This is a genomic window from Streptomyces sp. NPDC059008 (assembly GCF_042749045.1).
Lineage (GTDB): Bacteria > Actinomycetota > Actinomycetes > Streptomycetales > Streptomycetaceae > Streptomyces.
The window spans coordinates 1-20,937 of the sequence record NZ_JBHYJC010000012.1 but is presented as its reverse complement, the minus strand read 5'-3'; the positions used below and the strand labels follow the sequence as shown (position 1 = coordinate 20,937).

Annotated in this window: 21 protein-coding genes and 1 pseudogene; 8 read left to right on the top strand and 14 right to left on the bottom strand. The window is 71.6% G+C overall.

The genetic code is table 11. The features are described from left to right. Positions 1 to 193: 193 nt before the first annotated feature. Both ACFWZH_RS16985 and ACFWZH_RS16980 read left to right on the top strand, forming a co-directional pair. The gene (locus ACFWZH_RS16985) at positions 194 to 2,101 is read left to right on the top strand and encodes a glycosyltransferase family 2 protein (protein WP_384430852.1); all 1,908 of its coding nucleotides are present in this window, start codon (positions 194 to 196) and stop codon (positions 2,099 to 2,101) included. Next, complete coding sequence (locus tag ACFWZH_RS16980; protein WP_384430849.1) at positions 2,098 to 4,059, top strand: galactose oxidase-like domain-containing protein; 1,962 nt, start codon at positions 2,098 to 2,100, stop codon at positions 4,057 to 4,059. The genes ACFWZH_RS16985 and ACFWZH_RS16980 overlap by 4 nt, the downstream gene beginning before the upstream one ends. 108 nt (positions 4,060 to 4,167) lie before the next feature. Here ACFWZH_RS16980 and ACFWZH_RS16975 read toward each other — a convergent pair whose 3' ends face one another. From ACFWZH_RS16975 to ACFWZH_RS16925, 11 genes and pseudogenes are all read right to left on the bottom strand, one after another. Next, positions 4,168 to 5,247, bottom strand: coding sequence for a glycoside hydrolase family 6 protein (locus ACFWZH_RS16975; RefSeq protein ID WP_384430846.1), 1,080 nt, complete (start codon positions 5,245 to 5,247; stop codon positions 4,168 to 4,170). Positions 5,248 to 5,656: 409 nt separating this feature from the next. After that, positions 5,657 to 5,818: pseudogene (locus ACFWZH_RS16970) on the bottom strand (class F sortase); the annotation flags it as partial. Beyond that, complete coding sequence (locus ACFWZH_RS16965) at positions 5,808 to 6,170, bottom strand: hypothetical protein (RefSeq protein WP_384430843.1); 363 nt, start codon at positions 6,168 to 6,170, stop codon at positions 5,808 to 5,810. The gene ACFWZH_RS16965 and the pseudogene ACFWZH_RS16970, both read right to left, overlap by 11 nt. Before the next feature lie 102 nt (positions 6,171 to 6,272). Further along, a complete protein-coding gene (locus ACFWZH_RS16960) occupies positions 6,273 to 7,052 on the bottom strand; it encodes an HAD-IIA family hydrolase (protein ID WP_384430840.1) in 780 nt (259 codons plus the stop codon). Positions 7,053 to 7,257: 205 nt separating this feature from the next. Beyond that, entirely contained in the window at positions 7,258 to 8,331 is a 1,074-nt protein-coding gene (locus ACFWZH_RS16955; RefSeq protein WP_384430837.1) for a 2-aminoethylphosphonate ABC transporter substrate-binding protein, read from the bottom strand. A gap of 37 nt (positions 8,332 to 8,368) precedes the next feature. Beyond that, a complete protein-coding gene (locus ACFWZH_RS16950; RefSeq protein ID WP_384430834.1) occupies positions 8,369 to 9,166 on the bottom strand; it encodes an ABC transporter permease in 798 nt (265 codons plus the stop codon). Beyond that, positions 9,153 to 10,085: a 2-aminoethylphosphonate ABC transporter permease subunit gene (locus ACFWZH_RS16945; protein ID WP_384430830.1), complete on the bottom strand. Its 933-nt coding sequence runs from the start codon at positions 10,083 to 10,085 to the stop codon at positions 9,153 to 9,155. Before ACFWZH_RS16945 ends, ACFWZH_RS16950 begins: the two co-directional genes overlap by 14 nt. A 1-nt stretch (position 10,086) precedes the next feature. After that, entirely contained in the window at positions 10,087 to 11,247 is a 1,161-nt protein-coding gene (locus tag ACFWZH_RS16940) for an ABC transporter ATP-binding protein (RefSeq protein WP_384430827.1), read from the bottom strand. Position 11,248: 1 nt separating this feature from the next. Beyond that, positions 11,249 to 11,962 (bottom strand): phosphonatase-like hydrolase, encoded by a 714-nt coding sequence (locus ACFWZH_RS16935; RefSeq protein WP_384430824.1) that lies wholly within the window; start codon positions 11,960 to 11,962, stop codon positions 11,249 to 11,251. After that, complete coding sequence (locus ACFWZH_RS16930; RefSeq protein ID WP_384430821.1) at positions 11,956 to 13,077, bottom strand: TIGR03364 family FAD-dependent oxidoreductase; 1,122 nt, start codon at positions 13,075 to 13,077, stop codon at positions 11,956 to 11,958. Before ACFWZH_RS16930 ends, ACFWZH_RS16935 begins: the two co-directional genes overlap by 7 nt. Before the next feature lie 142 nt (positions 13,078 to 13,219). Continuing rightward, positions 13,220 to 13,990 carry a GntR family transcriptional regulator gene (locus ACFWZH_RS16925; protein ID WP_384430819.1) on the bottom strand — a complete coding sequence of 257 codons (771 nt, stop codon included), beginning with the start codon at positions 13,988 to 13,990 and terminating at the stop codon, positions 13,220 to 13,222. Positions 13,991 to 14,086: 96 nt separating this feature from the next. Here ACFWZH_RS16925 and ACFWZH_RS16920 point away from each other — a divergent pair, with 96 nt between their 5' ends. Further along, complete coding sequence (locus ACFWZH_RS16920; protein ID WP_384430816.1) at positions 14,087 to 14,461, top strand: VOC family protein; 375 nt, start codon at positions 14,087 to 14,089, stop codon at positions 14,459 to 14,461. Between the two features lie 27 nt (positions 14,462 to 14,488). Here the strand turns inward: ACFWZH_RS16920 and ACFWZH_RS16915 are convergent, their stop codons facing one another. After that, a complete protein-coding gene (locus ACFWZH_RS16915; protein WP_384430814.1) occupies positions 14,489 to 15,619 on the bottom strand; it encodes an ROK family protein in 1,131 nt (376 codons plus the stop codon). A 56-nt stretch (positions 15,620 to 15,675) separates the two neighbouring features. Between ACFWZH_RS16915 and ACFWZH_RS16910 the strand changes: the two genes are divergently transcribed. From ACFWZH_RS16910 to cutA, 3 genes are all read left to right on the top strand, one after another. After that, positions 15,676 to 16,815 carry a Gfo/Idh/MocA family oxidoreductase gene (locus ACFWZH_RS16910; RefSeq protein ID WP_384430811.1) on the top strand — a complete coding sequence of 380 codons (1,140 nt, stop codon included), beginning with the start codon at positions 15,676 to 15,678 and terminating at the stop codon, positions 16,813 to 16,815. Next, the gene (locus ACFWZH_RS16905) at positions 16,812 to 17,285 is read left to right on the top strand and encodes a heme-degrading domain-containing protein (RefSeq protein WP_384430808.1); all 474 of its coding nucleotides are present in this window, start codon (positions 16,812 to 16,814) and stop codon (positions 17,283 to 17,285) included. Before ACFWZH_RS16910 ends, ACFWZH_RS16905 begins: the two co-directional genes overlap by 4 nt. Before the next feature lie 75 nt (positions 17,286 to 17,360). Continuing rightward, positions 17,361 to 17,687: a divalent-cation tolerance protein CutA gene (gene cutA, locus ACFWZH_RS16900; RefSeq protein WP_384430806.1), complete on the top strand. Its 327-nt coding sequence runs from the start codon at positions 17,361 to 17,363 to the stop codon at positions 17,685 to 17,687. Positions 17,688 to 17,851: 164 nt separating this feature from the next. Here the strand turns inward: cutA and ACFWZH_RS16895 are convergent, their stop codons facing one another. Continuing rightward, positions 17,852 to 18,364 (bottom strand): GNAT family N-acetyltransferase, encoded by a 513-nt coding sequence (locus ACFWZH_RS16895; RefSeq protein WP_384430804.1) that lies wholly within the window; start codon positions 18,362 to 18,364, stop codon positions 17,852 to 17,854. Next, on the bottom strand, positions 18,355 to 19,611 hold the full coding sequence (locus tag ACFWZH_RS16890; RefSeq protein WP_384430801.1) for an XRE family transcriptional regulator: 1,257 nt from the start codon (positions 19,609 to 19,611) through the stop codon (positions 18,355 to 18,357). Before ACFWZH_RS16890 ends, ACFWZH_RS16895 begins: the two co-directional genes overlap by 10 nt. Positions 19,612 to 19,830: 219 nt before the next feature. Here ACFWZH_RS16890 and ACFWZH_RS16885 point away from each other — a divergent pair, with 219 nt between their 5' ends. Together ACFWZH_RS16885 and ACFWZH_RS16880 are read left to right on the top strand one after the other, a co-directional pair. Further along, positions 19,831 to 20,178 (top strand): hypothetical protein, encoded by a 348-nt coding sequence (locus ACFWZH_RS16885; RefSeq protein WP_384430798.1) that lies wholly within the window; start codon positions 19,831 to 19,833, stop codon positions 20,176 to 20,178. A 193-nt stretch (positions 20,179 to 20,371) separates the two neighbouring features. Then, the gene (locus ACFWZH_RS16880; protein ID WP_384430795.1) at positions 20,372 to 20,617 is read left to right on the top strand and encodes a hypothetical protein; all 246 of its coding nucleotides are present in this window, start codon (positions 20,372 to 20,374) and stop codon (positions 20,615 to 20,617) included. Positions 20,618 to 20,937: the final 320 nt, after the last annotated feature.

Here is a 20,937-nt window from a genome sequence, read left to right as displayed (position 1 = left end):
GATGTGGACGCGGGGAGCCCGCCGCTTGGCAGGAGGTCGCGGGGGCGTTCATCATGCAACCGGAAGGTGGCCTTCACCGTCTGACGGTGTGGGCGGCCGACACCAGTGAGCCCGAGTCGGTCGAGGGGGACCGTGGACTCGGGCCATCAGCAAACAGCACGCAGCCCGTTCTGCGTTGTGGGGGGATGGACTCATGACGTCGCCGCCTGACGGCGCCCGGCCGCAGCAGTCGTACGACTCGTCCGCCACGGCACGCCTGCGCGTGCCACGCCAGCACTGGCAGCGGCGGATCCAGCGCAAGCCGCTGCCGCGCTACGACTACGAGCACTACAGCCGGCTGGCCGGGCCGCTCACCCAGCCCGATCCGGACAAGCCCTACACGGTCCGCTACCGCTCGCTGCTCGCCGGCGAACCGCACCGCATCCGGGCGGCGCTGCTGCTCGGCGCGGCCCCGCTGGTCTCGCTGGGCCTGCTCGCCTGGCTGCTGCAGCCCGCTCACTGGACTCAACGCGACTACCCCGCGTATGAGTTCCTGCCGGTGCTGGACACCGTCATGCTGGTCTCGATCGCGCTGATCGAGTTCTTCCGGTGCATGAACGTGCTCTCCAACGCGCACGCCACGCTCGTCGCCCGCGACCCCGTGCCGGTCATACCCGAGAGCGGCACCCGCGTCGCCTTCCTGACCTCCTTCGTCCCCGGCAAGGAACCGCTGGCGATGGTCACCAAGACGCTTCAGGCGGCGGTACGGGTGCGCCACCGCGGTCTGCTGCACGTCTGGCTGCTGGACGAGGGCGACGACCCGGAGGTCAAGGAGGTCTGCCGGCGCCTGGGAGTGCACCACTTCACCCGCAAGGGCGTGCCGGAGTGGAACCAGGCCAAGGGCCCGCACCGCGCCAAGACCAAGCACGGCAACTACAACGCCTGGCTGGACGCCCACGGCGACGACTACGACTACTTCGCCTCCGTCGACACCGACCACGTCCCGATGCCCAACTACCTGGAGCGGATGCTCGGCTTCTTCCGCGACCCGGACGTCGGCTTCGTCATCGGCCCGCAGGTGTACGGCAATTACGACACCTTCGTCACCAAGGCCGCGGAGTCGCAGCAGTTCCTCTTCCACGCGCTGATCCAGCGGGCCGGCAACCGCTACGGCGCGCCGATGTTCGTCGGCACCTCCAACGCCGTGCGCATCAGCGCCCTCCGGCAGATCGGCGGGCTGTACGACTCGATCACCGAGGACATGGCGACGGGTTTCGAGATGCACCGGCACCGGAATCCGGCGACCGGGAAGAAGTGGAAGTCGGTCTACACCCCGGACGTGCTCGCGGTCGGCGAGGGACCGACGGCCTGGACGGACTTCTTCACCCAGCAGCTGCGCTGGTCGCGCGGGACGTACGAGACGATCCTCAAGCAGTTCTGGAAGGCGCCGTTCACGCTGCCGCCGGGCCGGCTCTTCAACTACACCATGATGGTGATCTTCTACCCGATGTCGGCGCTGAACTGGATCCTGGCGGCGCTCAGTTGCGCGCTGTTCCTGGGCCTGGGGGCCTCCGGTGTCCAGATCGACCCGTCGGTGTGGATGATGCTCTACGGCAACGCCTCGGCGCTGCAGATCGGGCTGTACGTCTGGAACCGGCGGCACAACGTCTCGCCGCACGAGCCGGAGGGGTCCGGCGGCGTCGCAGGGATGGTGATGTCCGCGCTGTCGGCGCCGATCTACGCGCGGTCGCTGTTCGACGCCGTACTACGCCGCAAGAGCAAGTTCGTGGTCACGCCGAAGGGCGACTCCTCCAGTCCGGACACGCTCTTCGGCACCTTCCGGGTGCACCTGTTCTTCCTGCTCGTCTTCGGGGGCTCGCTGGGCGCCTCCTTCGTCCTGGGACACAGCCATCCGGCGATGATCACTTGGGCGTCGCTGGCGATGCTGATCACGGCGGCGCCGATCGCGGCCTGGCGGCTGGGCGTACGGGGGGCGCGGCGCAAGGCGGCGGCCGGCGGCGACGGCGGCGAGGACGGCGCGAGCCCCGCGGACCCGTCCGCCGACCAGCCCGCCTCCACCGAACAGACCATGCAGATCGCCCTTGGGGGACGTCACACATGAAGTACCGTCCGAGCCGTCGCACCCGCAGAGTGGCGATAGCGACCGCGGTGGTGCTGGCGCTGGCCGGGATGAACGGGCCGGCCCTCTACGGCTTCGCCTCGGAGCAGTACCACCAGTACAAGATCAACGAGCCCGAGTACAAGGCGGCGAACGGCCATTGGGACGTCGTCGACGTCCCCGACAAGTACCGCATCAACACCATCCACGCGGCCCTGCTGCACACCGGGAAGGTGCTGCTGGTCGCCGGCTCCGGCAACAACGCCGCGAACTTCAGGGCCAAGTCCTTCCGTACGGTGCTGTGGGACCCGGAGAAGAACACCTTCAAGAACATCCCCACGCCCAAGGACCTCTTCTGCGCCGGGCACACCCAGCTCCCGGACGGCAAGCTGCTGGTCGCCGGGGGGACGCAGCGCTACGAGAAGCTGCAGGGCGATGTGAAGAAGGCCGGCGGCCTCATGATCATCTACAACGAGAACCCGGACGGCCCCCGAACCTTCCCGGCCGGCACGCTCTTCACCGGCAAGCAGAACGGCAAGACCTTCACCTCGAAGGACCCGGTCGTGGTGCCGCGGGCGAAGAAGACCAAGGACCCGGTGACCGGCAAGGTGACCGTCACCCACAGCGAGGCCCGGGTCTACGTCGAGGCGCTCAAGAACGGCCCGGCGCACTCCACGGGCGCCCAGGACAACTACCGCATCCGCGGCCTGACCGGCACCGACGCCCACAACTTCTACGGCATCGCACAGAAGCTGTCCTTCGACAAGAAGGACTTCCAGGGCATCAAGGACTCCTTCGAGTTCGACCCGGTGGCCGAGCGCTACGTCCCCGTCGACCCGATGAACGAGGCCCGCTGGTACCCGACGCTGACCACCCTTCAGGACGGCAAGGTCCTCTCGGTCTCCGGACTGGACGAGATCGGGCAGGTCGTCCCCGGCAAGCAGGAGATCTACGACCCGGCGACGAAGAAGTGGAGCTACCTCCCCCGGCAGCGCTTCTTCCCGACCTACCCCGCGCTCTTCCTCACCGACCGGGGCCGGATCTTCTACACCGGCTCCAACGCCGGCTACGGCCCGGACAACATCGGCCGCACTCCCGGCATCTGGGACCTGAAGTCCAACACCTTCCAGGTCGTGCCCGGGATGAGCGATCCGAAGATCCTGGAGACGTCGATGTCGGTGCTGCTGCCGCCCGCGCAGAACCAGCGGTACATGGTGCTGGGCGGCGGCGGGGTCGGCGAGGACCCCCGGTCGACGGACAAGACCCGGATCGTGGACCTGCACGCCCCCGCACCGCGCTTCAAGGACGGGCCGCCGCTCTACGCCAAGGCCCGCTACCCGAGCAGCGTGATCATGCCGGACGACTCGGTGCTGACCACGAACGGCTCCGGCGACTACCGCGGACGCAGCGACTCCAACGTGCTCAAGGCGGAGATCTACGATCCGGCGTCCAACACCGCGCGGCAGGTGGCCGACCCGCTGGTGGGTCGCAACTACCACTCGGGCGCGCTGCTGCTGCCGGACGGCCGGGTGATGACCTTCGGCTCCGACTCGCTGTACGCCGACAAGGACAACACCAAGCCGGGCGTCTTCCAGCAGCAGATCGACCTCTACACGCCGCCCTACCTCTTCCGGAAGTCGCGCCCCGAGCTGACGTCCTCGGGCGGTGCCGCCAAGACCGTCGCGCTCGGCGGCACCGCGACGTTCGGCGCCCCGCATGCCGACGCCATCAAGAAGATGCGGCTGATCCGGCCCGGCTCCTTCACCCATGTCACCAACATCGAACAGCGGTCGATCGCGCTGGACTTCACGGTGACCAAGGGCAAGGACGGCGTGACGGTCACGCTGCCCAAGGACCCGTCGCTGGTGCCGCCGGGGTGGTACATGCTCAACGCGGTGGACGGGGCGGGCACACCGTCGAAGGCGGTATGGATCCACGTTCCCGTGGCGGGGCAGAAGTAGCCGGCCGGCCGTGCCGTACGGGGCGGGGGCGGTCGCCGGCGGCCGCCCCCGCCTCCGTCGCGGCCGGCCGCGGTCGGCTACCGCGCCCGGCGTCCGGCCCGAGGCCGGCTACTTCGCACCGCGGGCCAGCTCCAGGGCGTACTTCGGCCACCAGGCCCCCGCCTTCGGGCCGCCCTTGCAGGTGCCGTCGGACTCTCCGGGGCGCTTGATCCAGAGGTAGGCGGCTATCCGAGGGTCGCCGGTCTTGGTGGTGGGCGGGGTGCCCAGGGCGCGGCCGGGTGGGTTGCACCAGTTCTCCCGGTCGTCGCCGCCGGGGGCCGGGCCGTTGCCGTTGCGGCTGGTGTCGATGACGAAGGGCTTGCCGCCGACGAGGGCGGAGAGCCGCTTGCCGTACTTCGCGTTCTCCTGCGTGGTCTGGTAGTTGGAGATGTTCAGTGCGAAGCCGTCGGCACGGTCGATGCCGGCCCGCTTGAGCGGTTCGACCATCGCGCCCGGGTCCTTGATCCAGTGGGGGTTGCCGGCGTCCAGATAGACCTTGGTGTGCGGGAGCGCCTTGAGCTTGCCGACGGCCTCGGTCAGCAGGGCGTAGCGCTCCTCGTGGAACTGCTGCGGGGTGCACTTGTCCGCGATGTGCGGCAGGGCGTCGGGCTCCAGGACGACGGTGGTGGCGCGGTCGCCGATGCCCTTGAGGACGCCGTCCAGCCAGGCGCGGTAGGCGTTGCCGTCGGCGGCGCCGCCCTGGGAGTAGCGGCCGCAGTCGCGGTGCGGGATGTTGTAGAGGACCAGCAGCGCCTCGCGGTCGGCCTTGGCGGCCGCCTGGGTGAAGCCGCGGGCCTCGCCCTGCGGGTCGTCGACGCCGATCCACTCGGCGACCGGCTGCGCGGCGATCCGGTCGACGAGCCGGGCGTCGGCGGCCTTGCCGTCCTTGCCGTACGCGGAGACCTGACGGGCCGCCTTGCTGTCGGGGTTGACCCAGTACGGGGCGACGGACTTGGGGCGCTGCCCCGGTCTGCCGGGGACCCGGTCGTCGCCGTCGCCGTCCGACGAGGAGCAGCCGGCCAGCAGCAGCGCGGCCAGCGCCCCCACCACCGCCGTGCGCGGCACCGTGCCGCCGCGCGCCGTACGCCACCGGTCGCGGCCCGGGGCCGGCGGCCCGCTCCCGGCAGCCCATCGAAGATCGCCGTACATCCACTCCCCCCTCGGAGCACTGATCCGGCCGGCGCGAGACCACCGGCCGGATCCATCGTGGCACACGGCCGCGCGCCGGAGCCGGGCTGTGGACAGTCCGTCCACAGGTGGCTACCGCGCTTGACGAATGCCGGCCGTAGGAGGTCGCGGTTGCCGGTCGTAGGGCGCCCGCCGCGGCTCGGCCGCGGGTCGCCTCCGGCGCCCGAGAGGCCTACTGACGCTCCGTCAGGCAGGCGGACAGCAGGACCAGGTCCCCGTCACCCGCCCGTTCGGCGCGGACGCCGTCGCCACCACGGCCGTCGCCGCCGACGCCGCCGACGCTGAACAACCGGAGTGCGCGGCGCCCGTGTCGGTGGCCCGCGCAGGCCTGGTGGGGATCGAAACGGTGCACGGCGCTCCGGTGGGGCGACGGGCGCCCCACGGCGGCGACATCGCCGGTCGTGGCGTGCCGCGCGGCCGCCCCGTCCGGCACCCCGCGCCCCCACAGCCACCCCGCCAGCAGCAGCACCGTCCAGGCCGCACCGGCCAGCAGCCGCCCGGTGCGGCGACGCCCGTCCTCGTCAGCTCTCATCGGCCTCGCCGCCCTGCCGCTCGCGGCGCAGTCGCAGCCGCAGTCGCAGCAGCTGCCCCGCGACGACGAGGACGGCGCCGCCGGCCAGCACCAGGCCGACGGCCGACGTGCTGCTCAGTTCGCCGCGCTGGGTGACCTTGGTGGGCGGGCCGGCAGGTGTCCGGTCGCCGGCGGCCGGCCCCGCGGAGCCGTCCCCGGCGGGCGGTGTGACCTCGCGCCCAGGGGCGGGGGCGGCCGGGGCGACGTGGACCGCTTCGGCCCCGGCGCCGCGTGCCTCCCCGCCGTACGCGGGCGCCGTCGTCACCGCGCAGGCCGCGACCGCGGCACAGAGAGCGTATTGCGGTGCGCGCATGGTGAACCTCCGATAATTCCGAAGGTCCGCCCGCGCGCGCCCGGCCGCATCCCGGTGCGGCCCGCGACTGCGCCGTTCGGGTGGCCCGGCCGCCGGACCGCGTCAGACCAGGTCGACCAGGTCCGCGATCGAGTCCACGACCCGGGACGGCCGGAACGGGTGCCGGTCGATCTCCTCGGGCCGGGTCAGGCCCGTCAGCACGAGGAAGGTCTCCATCCCCGCCTCCAGGCCGGCCAGCACATCGGTGTCCATCCGGTCGCCGATCATCGCGGAGGTCTCGGAGTGGGCGCCGATGACGTTGAGCCCGTGCCGCATCATCAGCGGGTTGGGCTTGCCGACGAAGTACGGCTCGACGCCCGTCGCCTTGGTGATCAGCGCGGCCACCGACCCGGTCGCGGGCAGCGGCCCCTGGGGCGAGGGGCCGGTCTCGTCGGGGTTCGTCGCGATGAACCGGGCCCCGTCGTTGATCAGCCGGATCGCCTTCGTCAGCGCCTCGAAGGAGTAGGTCCGGGTCTCGCCGAGGACGACGTAGTCGGGGGCGTGGTCGGTCAGGACGTAGCCGATGTCGTGCAGGGCGGTGGTCAGGCCGGCCTCCCCGATGACGTGGGCGGTGCCGCCGGGCCGCTGCTCGTCCAGGAACTGCGCGGTGGCCAGCGCGGACGTCCAGATCGACTCCCAGGGCACGTCCAGCCCGATCCGGCTCAGCCGGGCGTGCAGGTCACGCGGGGTGTAGATGGAGTTGTTGGTCAGCACGAGAAAGGGCTTGCCCGATTCGCGCAGCCGCTTGATGAAGGCGTCCGCCCCGGGGACCGGGACGCCCTCGTGCATCAGGACGCCGTCCATGTCGGTGAGCCATGACTCGATCGGCTTGCGCTCTGCCACTGCCGGACTCCTGCCGTGCGTGATGACCAGGTGCGCCGACCGCCTCCCGCACGCGCGGTGGGCCATACGCCTGTCCCACGTGTCGTACGTACGGCCGACGCCCCCACCCTAAGTCAGCGGCCGTTCTCCCGACCCCGGCGATCGGCTTCCCGAGGGGGCCCGTGCCCCGCCCCCGAGGGGAGGGGCACGGGCCGGGGGCCGGGGGTCAGCTGTTCGTGGCCGTCTTCCAGGCGTCCACGTACGAGTCCAGGTTCTTGTCGATGTCGTTCCAGTCGGGCTGGAAGACCTCCACGCCGGCCATGAGCCGGGCCAGGGCCTTGGCGTTGGGGTCGGTGGGCCTGGTGTCCTTGCGGGCGGCGAAGCCGCCGCCGATGGCGGAGACCTGGCGCTGGACGGGCTCGGAGAGCAGGTAGTCCAGGAACTTCTCGGCGTTGGCGCGGTGCGGGGCGTTCTTGACCAGACCGGCGGCGTAGGGCAGCGCGAAGGTGGTGGGCCGGGCGCCGGGCGCGGCCGCGGGGAAGAAGATGCCCTGGTTCGGCATCGACTTCATGTTGGCGAAGTTCATCTGGACGTCGCCGTTGGCGACCAGGAGTTCACCCTTGTCCGTCTTGGGGGCGAGCTGGCCGGTGGAGGAGGACGGGCCGACGTTGTTGGCCTGGAGTCTGCCGAGGAACTTCATGGCCGGGCCCCGGCCGCCGAAGTCGTGCAGGGCCTTGATCAGGACGGCGGTGCCGTCACCGGCGACTCCGGGCGTGGAGTACTGCAGCTTGTGCGCGAACCTGTCGTCCAGCAGGTCGTGCCAGGTGGCGGGGGCCTTCGCCAGTTCCTTCTTGTTGTAGACGAAGCAGAAGTAGTTGTTGACGATCGCGGTCCACTTGCCGGTCGGGCTCTTGTCGCCGGCGGCCACCTGGTCCGCGCCCTTGGGGCGGTAGACCTGGAGCAGGCCCTTGCCGTCGGCCTGCTGGATGAAGGGCGGGAGGGTGACGACGACGTCCGCCTTGGTGTTGGCGCGTTCGCGGGCCAGGCGCTGGACGGCCGCGCCGGAGCCGGACTCGACGTAGTTGACCTTGATGCCGGTCTTCTTCTCGAAGTCCTTGAAGACCTGGTCGTAGAAGCCGTCGCCGTTCTCGCTCTTGAGGCCGTCGGCGCTGTAGACGGTGATCTCCTTGGCGTTCGGGTCGGCGCCGGAGGCGCCGCCGCAGGCGGTGAGCGCGGCGGCGAGGGCGAGGGCGCCGCAGCAGGCGGCGAGCGGCTTGCGGAGGGCGGGGGCAGCGGACATGGCGTAGCAACTCCTGGTAAGTGCACGGGTGTGGGACTCAGCGGTAGGTGGCTCGGGTGCGGATACGGGAGACGCCGAGGAGGGCGAGCAGAGTGGTGGCCATCAAGGTCACCGCGAGTGCGGCGCCCACGAAGAGGGAGCCGCGGTCGGTGGAGGCGAAGATCTGGACGGGCAGGGGCGTCCAGTCGGGGGGATAGAGCATCATCGTGGCGCTCACCTCGCCCATGGACAGGGCGAAGCAGAGGCCGGCGGCCGCGGTGAGGGACGGCAGCAGCAGGGGGAGCCTGATGCGCCACAGGACGACGGCGGGCCGGGCGCCGAGGCCGGCCGCGCTCTGCTCGTACGCCGGGTCCAGACGGGCCAGCGCGGCCGTCACGGACTGGTAGGCGAAGGCGGTGACCAGCACGGTGTGGGCGACGACCACGATCTGGGGCGTGCCGTTGAGCAGGAACGGGGGCCGGGAGAAGGCGACGAGGAGGGAGAGGCCCACCACGACGGAGGGCACGGCGACGGGGAGGAGGAAGAGGCCGTCGAGGAGGCGGCGGGCGCGGCGGCCCAGCTTCTCGGCGGCCAGGGCGGCCCAGGTGCCGGCGGTGAGTGCGGCGGCGCTCGCCGCCAGGGCCGTCAGGACGCTGGTGAGCAGGGCGTCGGGCGCGTCGCCCCGGGCGATGTCCTGATAGTGGGTCAGGGTCGCGCCGGAGGGCAGGGCGCCGCTCCAGTTGGTCGCGAGGGACGCACCGACGATCACCAGGAGGGGCAGGGCGAAGACGGGGACGAAGAGGGCGAGGAAGAGGATGTGGACGGCCCGGCGGGCGGTCCGGCTATGCACCAGCACGGTGGGGGGCACCTCCGGTGTGCGGGCCGGCTCGGCCGCCCGTACGGGACATCACGGTCCGGTAGAGGGCGTAGAGCGCGACGGACAGGGCGATGTTGACGACGGCGACGACGCAGGCCCCGGTGTAGTCGCCGTCGAGGATCGCCTTGGTGTACACGAGCATCGGGAGGGTGACGACGTCCTTGGCGCCGGTGAAGAGCACGATGCCGAACTCGTTGAGGCACAGGACGAGCACCAGCGCGCCGCCCGCCGCCAGTGACGGCAGCGCCTCGGGCAGGATCACCGTCCGCACGATCCGCCACGGCCGGGCGCCCAGCGACGCGGCGGCCTCCAGCTGACCGGTCTCCATCTGCGCGAAGGCGGCGAGCAGCGGGCGCATCACGAACGGGGTGAAGTAGGTGACCTCGGCCAGCAGGACGCCCCAGGGGGTGTGGAGGAACGCAAGCGGCCCGTGGGCGGCGCCGGTCACGTCCGTCCACAGGCCGTTGGCCACACCGACGGTGCCGTAGAGGAACAGCAGGGCGAGGGTGATCAGGAAGGAGGGGAAGGCCAGGAAGACGTCGATGAAGCGGCCCAGCGCCCGGCCGCCGGGCAGCGGGACGAAGGCGATCACGAGGGAGAGCGCCAGGCCCAGCAGCAGCGCGCCGGCGGTGGCGCCGGCGGCGATCAGCACGGTGGTGGTCAGGGCGTCGCGGAAGGACGCCTCGGCGAAGACCTCCGCGTACGGGGCGGTGGAGGGGCCGGCGCCGTCGGGGGTGAGGGACTGCCACACCACCAGGGCCAGGGGGTAGAGGAAGACCAGGGCGAGGGCGGCGACGGGCGGCAGGGCCCACAGGGCGGCCCCGGCCTTCGCCGGGCGGGTGCGCCGCGCCGGCGCCACCGGAGTGCGCGCCGCTGCCGCTGCCTTGTCGACGGCCATGTCACGCACCGTCCTCGCGCCGCGCGGCGGCATCGGTGAGCCCGGCCGGTATCAGCACCGCGTCCTGTGGCGCGAAGTGCAGCGCGGCCTCGTCTCCCGGTGCCGGGGGACGGCGCAGTTCGCGCACGTCGGCCAGGACGCGGTGGCCGTCGACGGACACCTGCAGCCGGTGGGTGGCGCCGCGCCACTGCACGTCGGTGACCGTGCCGCGCAGGGTGTTGCCGGTGCCGTCGCCGTCCCCCAGGCCGACCAGATGCGGCCGTACGCACAGGGTCGCGGCGGCGCCCGTGGCCGCCCCCTCCCCCACGGGCACGGCCAGCCTGCGCCCGCCGAAGTCGACGCCGTCGCCGCGCACGGTGACCGGCAGCAGGTTCGCGGTGCCGACGAAGGAGGCGGTGAACTCGCTGCGCGGGCGCCGGTAGAGCTCCCGCGGGGTGCCGCACTCGCGCAGCCGGCCCGCCTGAAGCACCGCGATCCGGTCGGCCAGGGTCAGCGCCTCGACCTGGTCGTGGGTGACGTAGAGGACCGAGACATCGGGCAACTCCCGGTGCAGGCGGGCGAGTTCGGCGAGCATGCCGGAGCGCAGCTGGGCGTCGAGGGCGGAGAGCGGCTCGTCCAGCAACAGCACGCCGGGGCGGATGGCCAGGGCCCGGGCGATGGCGACCCGCTGCTGCTGGCCGCCGGAGAGCTCGCGGGGGTGCCGGCCGGCGTAGGCGGCCATACCGGTCATCTCCAGCGCCTCGGCGACCCGGCCGGGGATCTCAGCGCGCGGGGTCTTGTGCGCCCGCAGGCCGAAGGCGACGTTGTCGGCGACCTTCATGTGCGGGAAGAGCGCGTACTGCTGGACGACCATGCCGATGCCGCGCCGGTGCGGCGGCAGCCCGGTCACGTCCCGGCCGCCGATCAGCACCCGCCCGGAGACCGGCCGGACGAATCCGGCGACCGCCCGCAGTGCGGTGGTCTTGCCGGAGCCGGACGGGCCGAGCAGCGCCATCACCTCACCCGGTTCGACGGTCAGGTCGAAGGAGTCCAGCACGGGGTGCTCGCCGCGCCTGCCGTAGGCGACGGTGACGTGGTCGAAGCGGATGCCCGACGGGGGCCGGGCCGGGGGCGCGCCGGCGGTCGCGGCAGATGGGGCAGATGCGGCGGCTGGGGCGGTCATCTCACACCACCCCCAGCAGCGCGGGCAGTTCGGCGACCGAGCCCAGGACGTGGGTGGCGCCGGCGGATGCCAGCTGCGCCGCGTCGTGGGCGCCGGTGAGCACGCCGGCGACGACCGAGGCGCCGGCCCGTCGGCCGCAGAGCATGTCGTACGACGTGTCGCCGGCCACCGCGACCCGCTGGACGGAGTCGGTGGCCCGGGTGCGCAGCAGCGCGGTGAGGACCAGGTCGGGGTAGGGGCGGCCGCGGCCGCCGGCGTCGGCCGGGCAGAGGGTGAGCGGGACCAGGTCCTGCCAGCCGAGCGCGGCCAGGACGGCGTCCTGGGTGACGCGGGCGAAGCCGGTGGAGAGCACGACGGTGCGCCCGGCCGCCTGCAGCGCCTCGATCGCCTCGCGGGCGCCGGGGACGGGAGCGATCCGCCCGCCGTCGACCAGCTCGCCGTACGCCGTCTCGAAGGCGGCGTTGGCGCGCCGGGCGGCGGCCTCGTCGCCGAAGAGGTGGCGGAAGACGGAGATCTTGGACTCGCCCATGGTGGCGCGTACGTAGGCGAGCTTCTCGGCGTGGTCGGGGCTGCCGGGCTCGACGCCCAGGCGCCGGGCGGCGGCGTCGAAGGCCTGCTCGACCAGTCCGCCGTCGGCGACGGTGGTGCCGGCCATGTCGAGGACGACCAGCTCGATGCCGTGGTCGGGGGTGTGGTGCGTCAACGCGCTCACCATCCCAGTTCGTTCGCGGTGGTCTCGGCGATGGCCGGGGAGCAGGTCATCCCGCGCCCGCCCGGCCCGGTGACCAGCCAGACGCCCTCGCGCGCCTGCTGGCGGTGGACGATCCGGGTGGTGTCGGTGCACTGGGCGTAGACCCCGGCCCAGCGGCGGCGGATCCGGGGCAGCGGGCGGCCCAGCAGCGCTTCGACGACACCGGTCAGATGCTCGTAGGGCTCTTCGACGGTGTCGAAGGCGAACGGCGTCTCGTACTCGTGGGTGTCGCCGATGGTCAGCCCGCCGTCGGCGCGCTGCACCATCAGCAGTTGCATCCTGTGCTCGGCGGCGGTCGGTTCCTGGGCCTGGCCGGCGTCGAGCGCGTCCAGGGCCTCGCTCCTGTACGCCGGGTAGTAGCGGAAGCTGTCGGCGTCGGCGACGGAGGTGGTCAGCGCCTCGCCGAGCGGGTCGGTCTGCATCATCTGCAGCCGCACCCGGCGCACCGGCAGGTCGGGGACCAGCTCGCGGACCAGTCCGCCGAGCCAGGCGCCGGTGCACAGCACGACCGCGTCGCCGTGGTGGGTCTCGCCGTGGTCGTCGCGTACGGCGCGTTCGCCGACCACCGCCCGGACCTCCCGGCCGCCGAGGTAGGTGTACCGCCCGGACCGCAGCAGCTCGTCCTTCAGGGCGCGTTGGGCGACCCGCGGCTCCACGGCGGCGTCCCGCTCGCACCACAGGGCGCCGGTGAAGTCGCCGCGCAGGGCGGGGTTGAGGGCGCGGGCCTGGTCGGCGTCGAGCAGCCGGTAGCCGCGGTCGGCGGCGTCGAGGCGGCGGGCGGCGGCCTCGGCGACCGCCCGCTCGGCGTCGTTCCTGACCACGGTCAGCGAGCCGATGGCGCGGAAGCCCAGTGCGGGGACGCGGGCGCCGATGCCCTCCCACAGTGCGCGGGCGCGCAGGGCGCACTGAAGCTCGGCGCCGCCGGCCCGGCCGCTGACCCAGATCTGTCCGAAGTTACGGACCGAGGCGCCGCGGGCCTCGGCCTCCCGTTCGAGGTGCAGGACCTCGTGGCCCCGCTCGATGGCATGCCAGGCGTGCATGGTGCCCAGCACGCCGGCTCCGACAACTATGACTCGCATGCCCCAGACGGTCGTGGCGGCGGGTGGCCCGCGAGGGGTGGTTCGGCGACGCGACGGTGAACGGGTCCCCAAAGTTGGCCTAGACCCGTTATCCGTTCGTGATATTCATGGGTGCGGTGCGCCTGCTCCGCGAGCCCTCGCGTCAGCCCTGCGCCGGTGTGCCCAGATGGGTGGTGAAGGAGAACCGGTCGCCCCGGTAGAGGGAGCGCACCCGCTCCAGCGGGCGGCCTTGGGTGTCCCGGGACAGCCGGTGGATCAGCAGCATGGGCAGCGCGCCCGGTGTGCCGATCAGCAGCGCCTCGCGCGGGGTGGCCAGTACGGTCTCCAGCCGCTCGTCCGCGTCGCCGAAGCCGATGCCCAGCCGCTGGTGGAGGTAGGCGTAGAAGGACGAGTCCGGCGCGAAGTCGGTGGCCAGGTCAGGGACCCGCTCGACCGCGACGTAGGTGCTCTCCAGCCCGACCCGCTCGTCGTCGGCGAGCAGCACCCGCTCCATGTGCCATACCGCGTCCCCGGCCGCAAGGCCCAGGTCGGCGGCGAGCGCGGGCGGGCAGGGGAAGCGGTCCAGGCCGACGAGGTGCCGGCCGGGCCTGCGGCCCTGTTCGCGTACGCCTTCGGTGTAGCTGGCCAGGGAGAGCGGCTGCGCCAGCTTGGGTCCGGCGACGACCGTGCCGCGCCCCAGCCGCCGCAGCCGCCCCTCCAGGACCAGCTCGCGCAGGGCCTGGCGCAGCGTCTCGCGGGAGACCTCCAGGCGCGTTGCCAGCTCACGCTCGGTGGGCAGCACCTCCCCCTCGCCCAACTCGTCCAGCAGCGCGGCGATTTCGACCTTGGCCGCGTAGTACTTGGGGATGCGCCCGTGCTCGGGGACGCCGGACCGGACGGGTGCGCCAGGATCCTGGCCGTAGGGGAACTCCACGGCGCGATCCTCGCACCCGCGGGCGCGGCGGCCGGGGATCGGGGTGCGCCCGGATATCGGCGGACAGGATCCGGCAGGGCGTGGAACGCTGGACACATGCTTGATCACATAGCGATCCAGGTGAGCGACGTGGCGGCCAGCGCCCGCTTCTACGACCAGGCCCTCGCCCCGCTCGGGGGCAGGCGGACCAAGGAGTTCGGCGAGTTCGTCGGTTTCGGCACCACGGGGCACACGCTCTGGCTCGTGCCCGCCACGCACGAGGGTCCGGGCCGCGAGCTGCACCTCGCCTTCCAGGCGCCCGATCGCGCGGCGGTCGAGGCGTTCCACGCCGCGGCGGTCGCGGCCGGCGCCGAGTCCCTGCACGCGCCGCGGGTGTTCCCCGAGTACCACGCGTCGTACTACGGGGCGTTCGTCCGGGACCCCGACGGCAACAACGTCGAAGCGGTCTGCCACACGGCACAGGGCGGATAGCCCCGGCTCACCCGGGGCGGGGCGGCGTCACCCGAAGAGGGGGGCGAGCACCAGCTCCGCCGCCCCGTCGGCGACCGCCCGCCCGGGGGCGAGCGCGACCGACACCGCGGCCCTGGCCCCGGCGCTGCCACGGGTGCGGGCCTGTGCGGCCAGCGCCCGGGACACTCCGCTCAGGAACGGCTCGGGGGCGCCCAGTACGGTGCGTCCGCCGAGCAGTACCCGGTCGATGTCCAGCAGCTCGACGAGGTTGGCGGCGCCGACGCCCAACGCCTCGGCCGCGGCCGGCAGATCACCGCCGGCCACCGCCGCCAGGCACAGCGCCTCGATGCAGCCGCGCCGTCCGCAGCCGCAGCGCGGACCGTCCAACTGGACGATCTGGTGGCCGAATTCACCGGCGCCGGTGCGCGGGCCGCGGTAGAGGCCGCCGTCCAGCACGAGCCCGGCGCCGAGGCCGGTGCCCAGGTGCAGATAGCCGAAGGAGCCGGCGCCGGCGGGCAGGGCACGGGCCAGGCCGAGCGCCGCGGCGTTGGTGTCCTTGTCGAGCGCGACGGGCAGGCCGAGCCGGGCGGCGAAGGCTTCCCGCAGGGGGAAGCCGTCCCACTGGGGGGCGCCGGTGACGCGGTGCAGCACTCCGGTGGCGTGGTCCAGCGGGCCGGGGCAGGCCACCCCCGCCCCCAGCACCAGCGGCCCGCCGGCCTGCGAGAGCAGCTCGGCGACCTCGCGTTCGGCCGTGGTGAGCACCTGCTCCGCGCCCGCTTCGAACGCCAGCGGGGCCCGGCGCACCGCGACCGCGCGGCCGGCGAGGTCGGCGAGCACGGCGGTGAGCTCGTCGCGGTCCAGGTGCAGGCCTATCGCGTGCCGGGCGCCGGGGACCAGGCGCAGGACCGTGGCGGGCTTGCCGCCCGTGGAGGCGCGGCGGCCCGCCTCGGCGGCCAGGCCCTCGGTCCGCAGCCGCGCGGTGATCTTGCTGACGGCCTGCGGGGTGAGCCCCGTCTGGGCGGCGAGCTCCAGCCGGCTGACGCCCTCCTCGCCGGCCGCGCGCAGCAACCCCAGCACCAGCGCGGTGTTGTGACCGCGCAGCGCGGGGAGGTTGGCGCCCGGACTGCCGGCGAAGCCGCCCTGACGGGAGGCGCGGGAGGGGATGTCATCGCTGCTCACCCGCCCATTGTCGGCAGTGGCTTGCACTTTGGCAACAGCGTTGCTTAAGTAGGGGCATGAGTGAGACGAGCGAGGAGAGTGCGATGAGCCGCCCCACCGGTACCCCCGCCCCCGGCGACCCGCTGCGCGTCGGCCTCCTCGGCTACGGCCTGGCGGGCTCGGTCTTCCACGCCCCGCTGATCGCCGCCACCGACGACCTGCTGCTCGACACGGTCTCCACCTCCGATCCCCAGCGGCAGGCACAGGCCCGCGCCGAGCATCCGCAGGTGCGCACGGTCAGCACCCCGGAGGCGGTGCTCGACCGCGCCGCGGACCTCGACCTGATCGTCATCGCGACGCCGAACAAGACCCATGTACCGCTCGCCACCGCCGCCCTGGAGGCCGGTGTGCCGGTGGTCGTCGACAAGCCGCTGGCCGCGACCGCCGCCGAGGCCGAGAAGCTCGCCGCGCTCGCCGAGGAGCGCGGACTGCTGCTGTCGGTCTTCCAGAACCGCCGCTGGGACAACGACTTCCGCACCGTCCGCAAGCTGATCGAGGACGGCGCGCTCGGCGACATCACGCGCTTCGAGTCCCGCTTCGAGCGCTGGCGGCCGCAGCCCAAGGGCGGCTGGCGCGAGTCCGGCGACCCGGCGGAGATCGGCGGGCTGCTCTACGACCTCGGCAGCCACCTCGTCGACCAGGCGCTGACCCTCTTCGGCCCGGTCGTCTCCGTCTACGCCGAGTCCGACGTCCGCCGCCCGGGCGCGGAGGCCGACGACGACACCTTCCTCGCCCTCACCCACGCGAACGGCGTCCGCTCGCATCTGTGGGTGAGCGCCACCACCCCCCTGCTGGGCCCCCGTTTCCGCGTGCTCGGCAACAAGGCCGGCTACACCAAGCACGGTCTGGACCCCCAGGAGGCCGCGCTGCGCGAGGGCCGGCGGCCCGGCGACGAGGGCGTGGAGTGGGGCGTGGAGCCGAAGTCCGGCTGGGGCCGGCTCGGCGCCGGGGCCTCCCCGCGGTCCGGGGGCGGCGAGCCCGTACCGACGCTGCCCGGCGACTACCCCGCGTACTACACCGCGATCGCCCGGGCCCTGCGCGAGGGCGGCGCGCCGCCGGTGAGCGCCACCGAGGCCGCGGCCGCGCTACGCGTCCTGGAGGCCGCCAAGCTCTCCGCGACCGAGGGCCGCACGGTCCCGATCGAGGCGGGCGTGTGACCAAGGCGCCGAAGACGGACGAGGTGCGCGCCCTCGAAGAGCACGAACGGCGCCTGGTCTTCGACACCTTCAGCAATGACGACGCCTGGGAACTGGGCTCACGTCTGGTGGCGTTGGCGCGGGAGCGCGGCGCCGCGGTGACGATCGGGATCCGGCGCGGCGCCCAGCGGCTGTTCCACTGCGCGCTGCCGGGCACCTCCGCCGACAACGACGCCTGGATCGCCCGCAAGTCCGCCGTCGTCGAGCGCTACGGCGAGTCCTCGTTCCTGGTCGGCGCCCGCTTCCGCGCCAAGGGCCGCACGTTCGAGGACTCCTCACGACTGGACCCGGACCGCTTCGCCGCGCACGGCGGGGCGTTCCCGATCCGCGTGCGCGGCACGGGCGTGGTGGGGGTGGTCGCGGTGTCGGGGCTGCCACAGGCGGAGGATCACGCGCTGGTGGTCGAAGCGGTGCGTTGGCACTTGGCGTAGGTTGCCACTCCGGGGGCCGGTATCCGTTGCTTCGGCGAACGCCGACGGCCGACGGCCGACGACTATGCTCGCCGCATGGCTGACTTCCTGCAGGTCTCCACAGCGACGGAGACACGCGAGCAAGCGGTAGAGCTGGCCCGTTCCGTAGTGACAGGTCGTCTCGCGGCCGGCGCCCAGATCATTGGCCCCGTGGTCTCCGCCTTCTGGCATGAGGGCGAGTTCGGGACGGGCGAGGAGTGGCAACTCCTTCTCAAGAGCCGGGCCGACGGATACGCCGCGCTGGAGGCGCACCTCCTGAAACATCACCCGTGGAAGAACCCCGAAGTCTCGGCCGTTCCCCTCGCGACCGGGTCGGATGCCTACCTCCGCTGGATCGCCACTACCGCCGGGCCGGTCTCCTAAGCCGTTCCCGTGGGCGTACCGAAGCCAAGCCTGGTACTCACCGAGGTAGAAGCGGTAGGTGTCACCTCCGCCGAGCACGTCATCAAGGCGCCGCAATCTGGCCGTATGCTCCCGGAGTTGGCCAGGGATATTGATCGCGATTCGGCGGCCCGGCCCCCAGGTACTCAGATGCGCTTCAGGCCCTTGGCCATGACGGCATATAGCGGCGAGTCATCTGATGGCTTGGCTTCACCTACTTTGATGTAGTTCCAACGCTCGTACAGCGCTTGGACTTTGTGGTGAGTGGAGTCAACCTGGAGCGTTACGATATCGGCTTCGACCGATTCGAGCAGTGCATCGTGAATCTGCTGAGCCCGGCCGGTCCCTTGCCATTGGGGAACTACCACCAATTCTGACAGCGCGAAGACCGACCCACGGGTAGTGGATGGCCGTTGATGCCCCGTCCACCATCCACCAGGCTTCAACATGGATCCGTAGGCGTACCCGACGGGTCCGCCCTCTTCCCAGCCAGATACGCACTGCCAGTTCTCACGTGAGGACCACAGATCGACGAAGTACGCAAAGCGCTCGCGCGAGTGAAACGGGTCCGGATCGTCTGAGTATGCCTCGTCGTGGATATCGAGCAGCAGGGACCTGACGTCCCGCGCATCGGAATGTGTGTAGCGCTTCAGATCCATTGATGGGACTCCTCGATCCACTCGACGACTTCGGGACTCTCCGCCCCTGAGGCTACGATCACATTTCGTGTCGCGGCCAGAGTGTGCGCGGTTCTTCTCGATCCGGAAGATGGCGGTAGTAATGCATGCGCCTGCCTACCTGTCGCACAGGCTAACTCCAGGTCCCCTTGTCGGGCCTGAGCCAGCGACAGGTGGGCCGTATACAGGGCCTTGTTGCGGGCCATGGTGTCAGGGATAGCAGCGAGCGTGCGATGCAGGCAGTACTCCGCTCGTCCGTGATCACCCAGTGCCGACCATATGAATGAGGACAGAGCGTCCATCTCACTGGAGTCGAAGAACCTGATCCACTCAGGCCGTTGCCGATCGGCGCTACGGGCGAAGGCACGTTCCCCCTCGCTGAGGGCTCGCAGAGCTTCTGAGCGATGCCGGAGGCGCGCAAGTCCATTAGCGTTCCGGATGTGCCCGAGAGCGGCGTACAACGGGTCTCTCCGGGCGATGGCGGAGCGCTTCAGAACCTCTGATCCGGCGACGGCCTCGGCGTGATTCTCGCGCTGACTGGAGGTGAGGGTGAGATGGTTCCAGACGTGGTACAACGTCTCACTGTCGCGGGACAGGCCCGCGAATGCCAGAGCCTTGTCGAGATGGGCGCGTGCCCGCTGCGGAGAGCTTGCGTCAATGGCTGCGAAAGCCGCAGAGCTGAGGACTTCGGCGGCGAGCCGGTGAAGCATGTTCCGCACCCGAGTTGAGCATGACGCCATGGCAAGCGTTGACTGAATCCGGGAAGCCATTTCCACCGCGAGGTATTCCACCTTCCGTGCTCCTCCTCCGGCTTGATCCTTTCGGAGGATGGCCACGTAGTCCTGATGGAATCGCCGGACATCGTCGACGCCAAGGCGCCCAGGTACAGGTGCGTACGGAGCGGCGACGACCAGGGCTGTACCGCCTACGGCGGTGAGAAGCTCACGTCGGTGCACGGGATCTTCCTCCGCCGGTGCGATGCACTTCTTGCGTGGCACGAACCCCAGGTCTTCGGCACTGGCATCAAGAACCTTCTCCAGGCAGAGCCTGATGCGGTCTTGCGGCCACTTCGTCACGCCGCGCAGCCAGCGCCGGATGTCAGCGTCGGTGACGTTGCCCTGCTTGCCTGTCAGAAGTTCGATCTCGGCATTGATCTGACGTGCTAACTCGGCCTGAGAGAACCCGAATTCGGCGATCCGAGCGGCGAGCTTACGGTTCCCCTGCGTCATGCCCTCACGGTAACGGCGTGCGGTCGCCCAGACACGGGCCGAGGTAAAAATCACCGGGGTCGCGCCAGGGGGAGACAGGCTCTTTCACCTGTCCGCTGTGCCGTGCCGGCCGTTGACTAGGCATCGCCAGATCAAAGGCCGACGGAGCGCAAGCCCGTCAGACAGCACGTGTTCGTGCCTGACGGCAAGCACCCCCGCGACGGGCGAACGTCCGGGGGCATGGCCACCAACCCCCTGGAGGTTGACGACATGCGCAAACATAGCGCGTGGATCTTCGAACTGCTGTTGCGGGTATTACTGCCCGCGCGAGGGCGTCACCGGTCCGCCGTCACAGTGCCCGCCGTCAGGTGGACGGACGCGCCGACGCTCACGCTTCCCCGCACCCCCGTCCGGCATCAGGGGCTGCTGCGTGGTGAGGACGTGCACCTGATCCGTCCGTACGTCCTCACATCCGAGGAGCGGCAGAGGCGGCGGTTGCAGCGTGGGCGGCGGCGGGCGTTGTGGCTCGCTGCGTACGGGGTCGATGCCGGACCGCGATGGATTGACGGTGTGGAGGTGGTGGGCTGATGCCCCGCAACTGCCGCCCCGTTCATCTGATGGACCCGGGTCCGGTAGCGGAGCCTGTGCCGGTTGCCGGGTGCGATGTGTGCACAGCTTTGGCCAGGCAACGTGCGGCGGCGCGCGCCGTCGGGGACACGTCGAAGGCGATCGACTGCCACATCGAAATCGGCCGCCACCCCCACGCAAAGGCGGCGCGGTCGTGAGCGCGGGTGTGTGGTCGCGGCTGCGGGACCGGGTCGAGGAAACGTGGCACCGACACGTCAGGTACCGGGAGTTGTACCGGCAGCTTGACCAGATGCGGGCGGAGGTCAAGGCCCGTACCGCGTGGATGGATGACCTGACCGAAGAGGAGATCGCGGCGATGCTGCGCGGTCTCGCCGAGTGCATCGACGCCATGGAGGCGGCAGGCGGCGATGCCCGGGAGCGTCCGGAGCGGCTGGTATGAGGGCGCGTTATCGGTTTGCCGAGTGGACGCTGGCGGCTGATTCGGAAGTGCGGTTCGTCGGTGAGTGCCTGGACTGCGGGGAACGCTGCGTCGATACCGAGTCTGCTGATGATGCGCAGGGGTGGTGTCTCCAGCACGCCGGGCTCACCGGGGACAGGCGCTTTGAGATGAAGGGCTTCCAGCTCTTCACCGCCTACATGACCAACGCGGCGGCGGACAGCGCTCCTCCTCCTGCGACGTAGGCCGGGGGCGGGGGCCGCAGTAGCACGTCCTCCGGCCGCCCCGTCCGCACAACTTCCCCCGACCGTACAAGCCCGGAG

Bases quoted from the DNA above. Each gene is read 5' to 3' on its own strand.
- ACFWZH_RS16930 (WP_384430821.1), bottom strand. From the start codon at position 13,077: ATGCGAGTCATAGTTGTCGGAGCCGGCGTGCTGGGCACCATGCACGCC.
- ACFWZH_RS16885 (WP_384430798.1), top strand. From the start codon at position 19,831: ATGGCCACCAACCCCCTGGAGGTTGACGACATGCGCAAACATAGCGCG.
- ACFWZH_RS16955 (WP_384430837.1), bottom strand. From the start codon at position 8,331: ATGTCCGCTGCCCCCGCCCTCCGCAAGCCGCTCGCCGCCTGCTGCGGC.
- ACFWZH_RS16935 (WP_384430824.1), bottom strand. From the start codon at position 11,962: ATGGTGAGCGCGTTGACGCACCACACCCCCGACCACGGCATCGAGCTG.
- cutA (WP_384430806.1), top strand. From the start codon at position 17,361: ATGGCTGACTTCCTGCAGGTCTCCACAGCGACGGAGACACGCGAGCAA.
- ACFWZH_RS16910 (WP_384430811.1), top strand. From the start codon at position 15,676: ATGAGTGAGACGAGCGAGGAGAGTGCGATGAGCCGCCCCACCGGTACC.
- ACFWZH_RS16890 (WP_384430801.1), bottom strand. From the start codon at position 19,611: ATGACGCAGGGGAACCGTAAGCTCGCCGCTCGGATCGCCGAATTCGGG.
- ACFWZH_RS16985 (WP_384430852.1), top strand. From the start codon at position 194: ATGACGTCGCCGCCTGACGGCGCCCGGCCGCAGCAGTCGTACGACTCG.
- ACFWZH_RS16920 (WP_384430816.1), top strand. From the start codon at position 14,087: ATGCTTGATCACATAGCGATCCAGGTGAGCGACGTGGCGGCCAGCGCC.
- ACFWZH_RS16895 (WP_384430804.1), bottom strand. From the start codon at position 18,364: ATGGATCTGAAGCGCTACACACATTCCGATGCGCGGGACGTCAGGTCC.
- ACFWZH_RS16980 (WP_384430849.1), top strand. From the start codon at position 2,098: ATGAAGTACCGTCCGAGCCGTCGCACCCGCAGAGTGGCGATAGCGACC.
- ACFWZH_RS16975 (WP_384430846.1), bottom strand. From the start codon at position 5,247: ATGTACGGCGATCTTCGATGGGCTGCCGGGAGCGGGCCGCCGGCCCCG.
- ACFWZH_RS16940 (WP_384430827.1), bottom strand. From the start codon at position 11,247: ATGACCGCCCCAGCCGCCGCATCTGCCCCATCTGCCGCGACCGCCGGC.
- ACFWZH_RS16965 (WP_384430843.1), bottom strand. From the start codon at position 6,170: ATGCGCGCACCGCAATACGCTCTCTGTGCCGCGGTCGCGGCCTGCGCG.
- ACFWZH_RS16945 (WP_384430830.1), bottom strand. From the start codon at position 10,085: ATGGCCGTCGACAAGGCAGCGGCAGCGGCGCGCACTCCGGTGGCGCCG.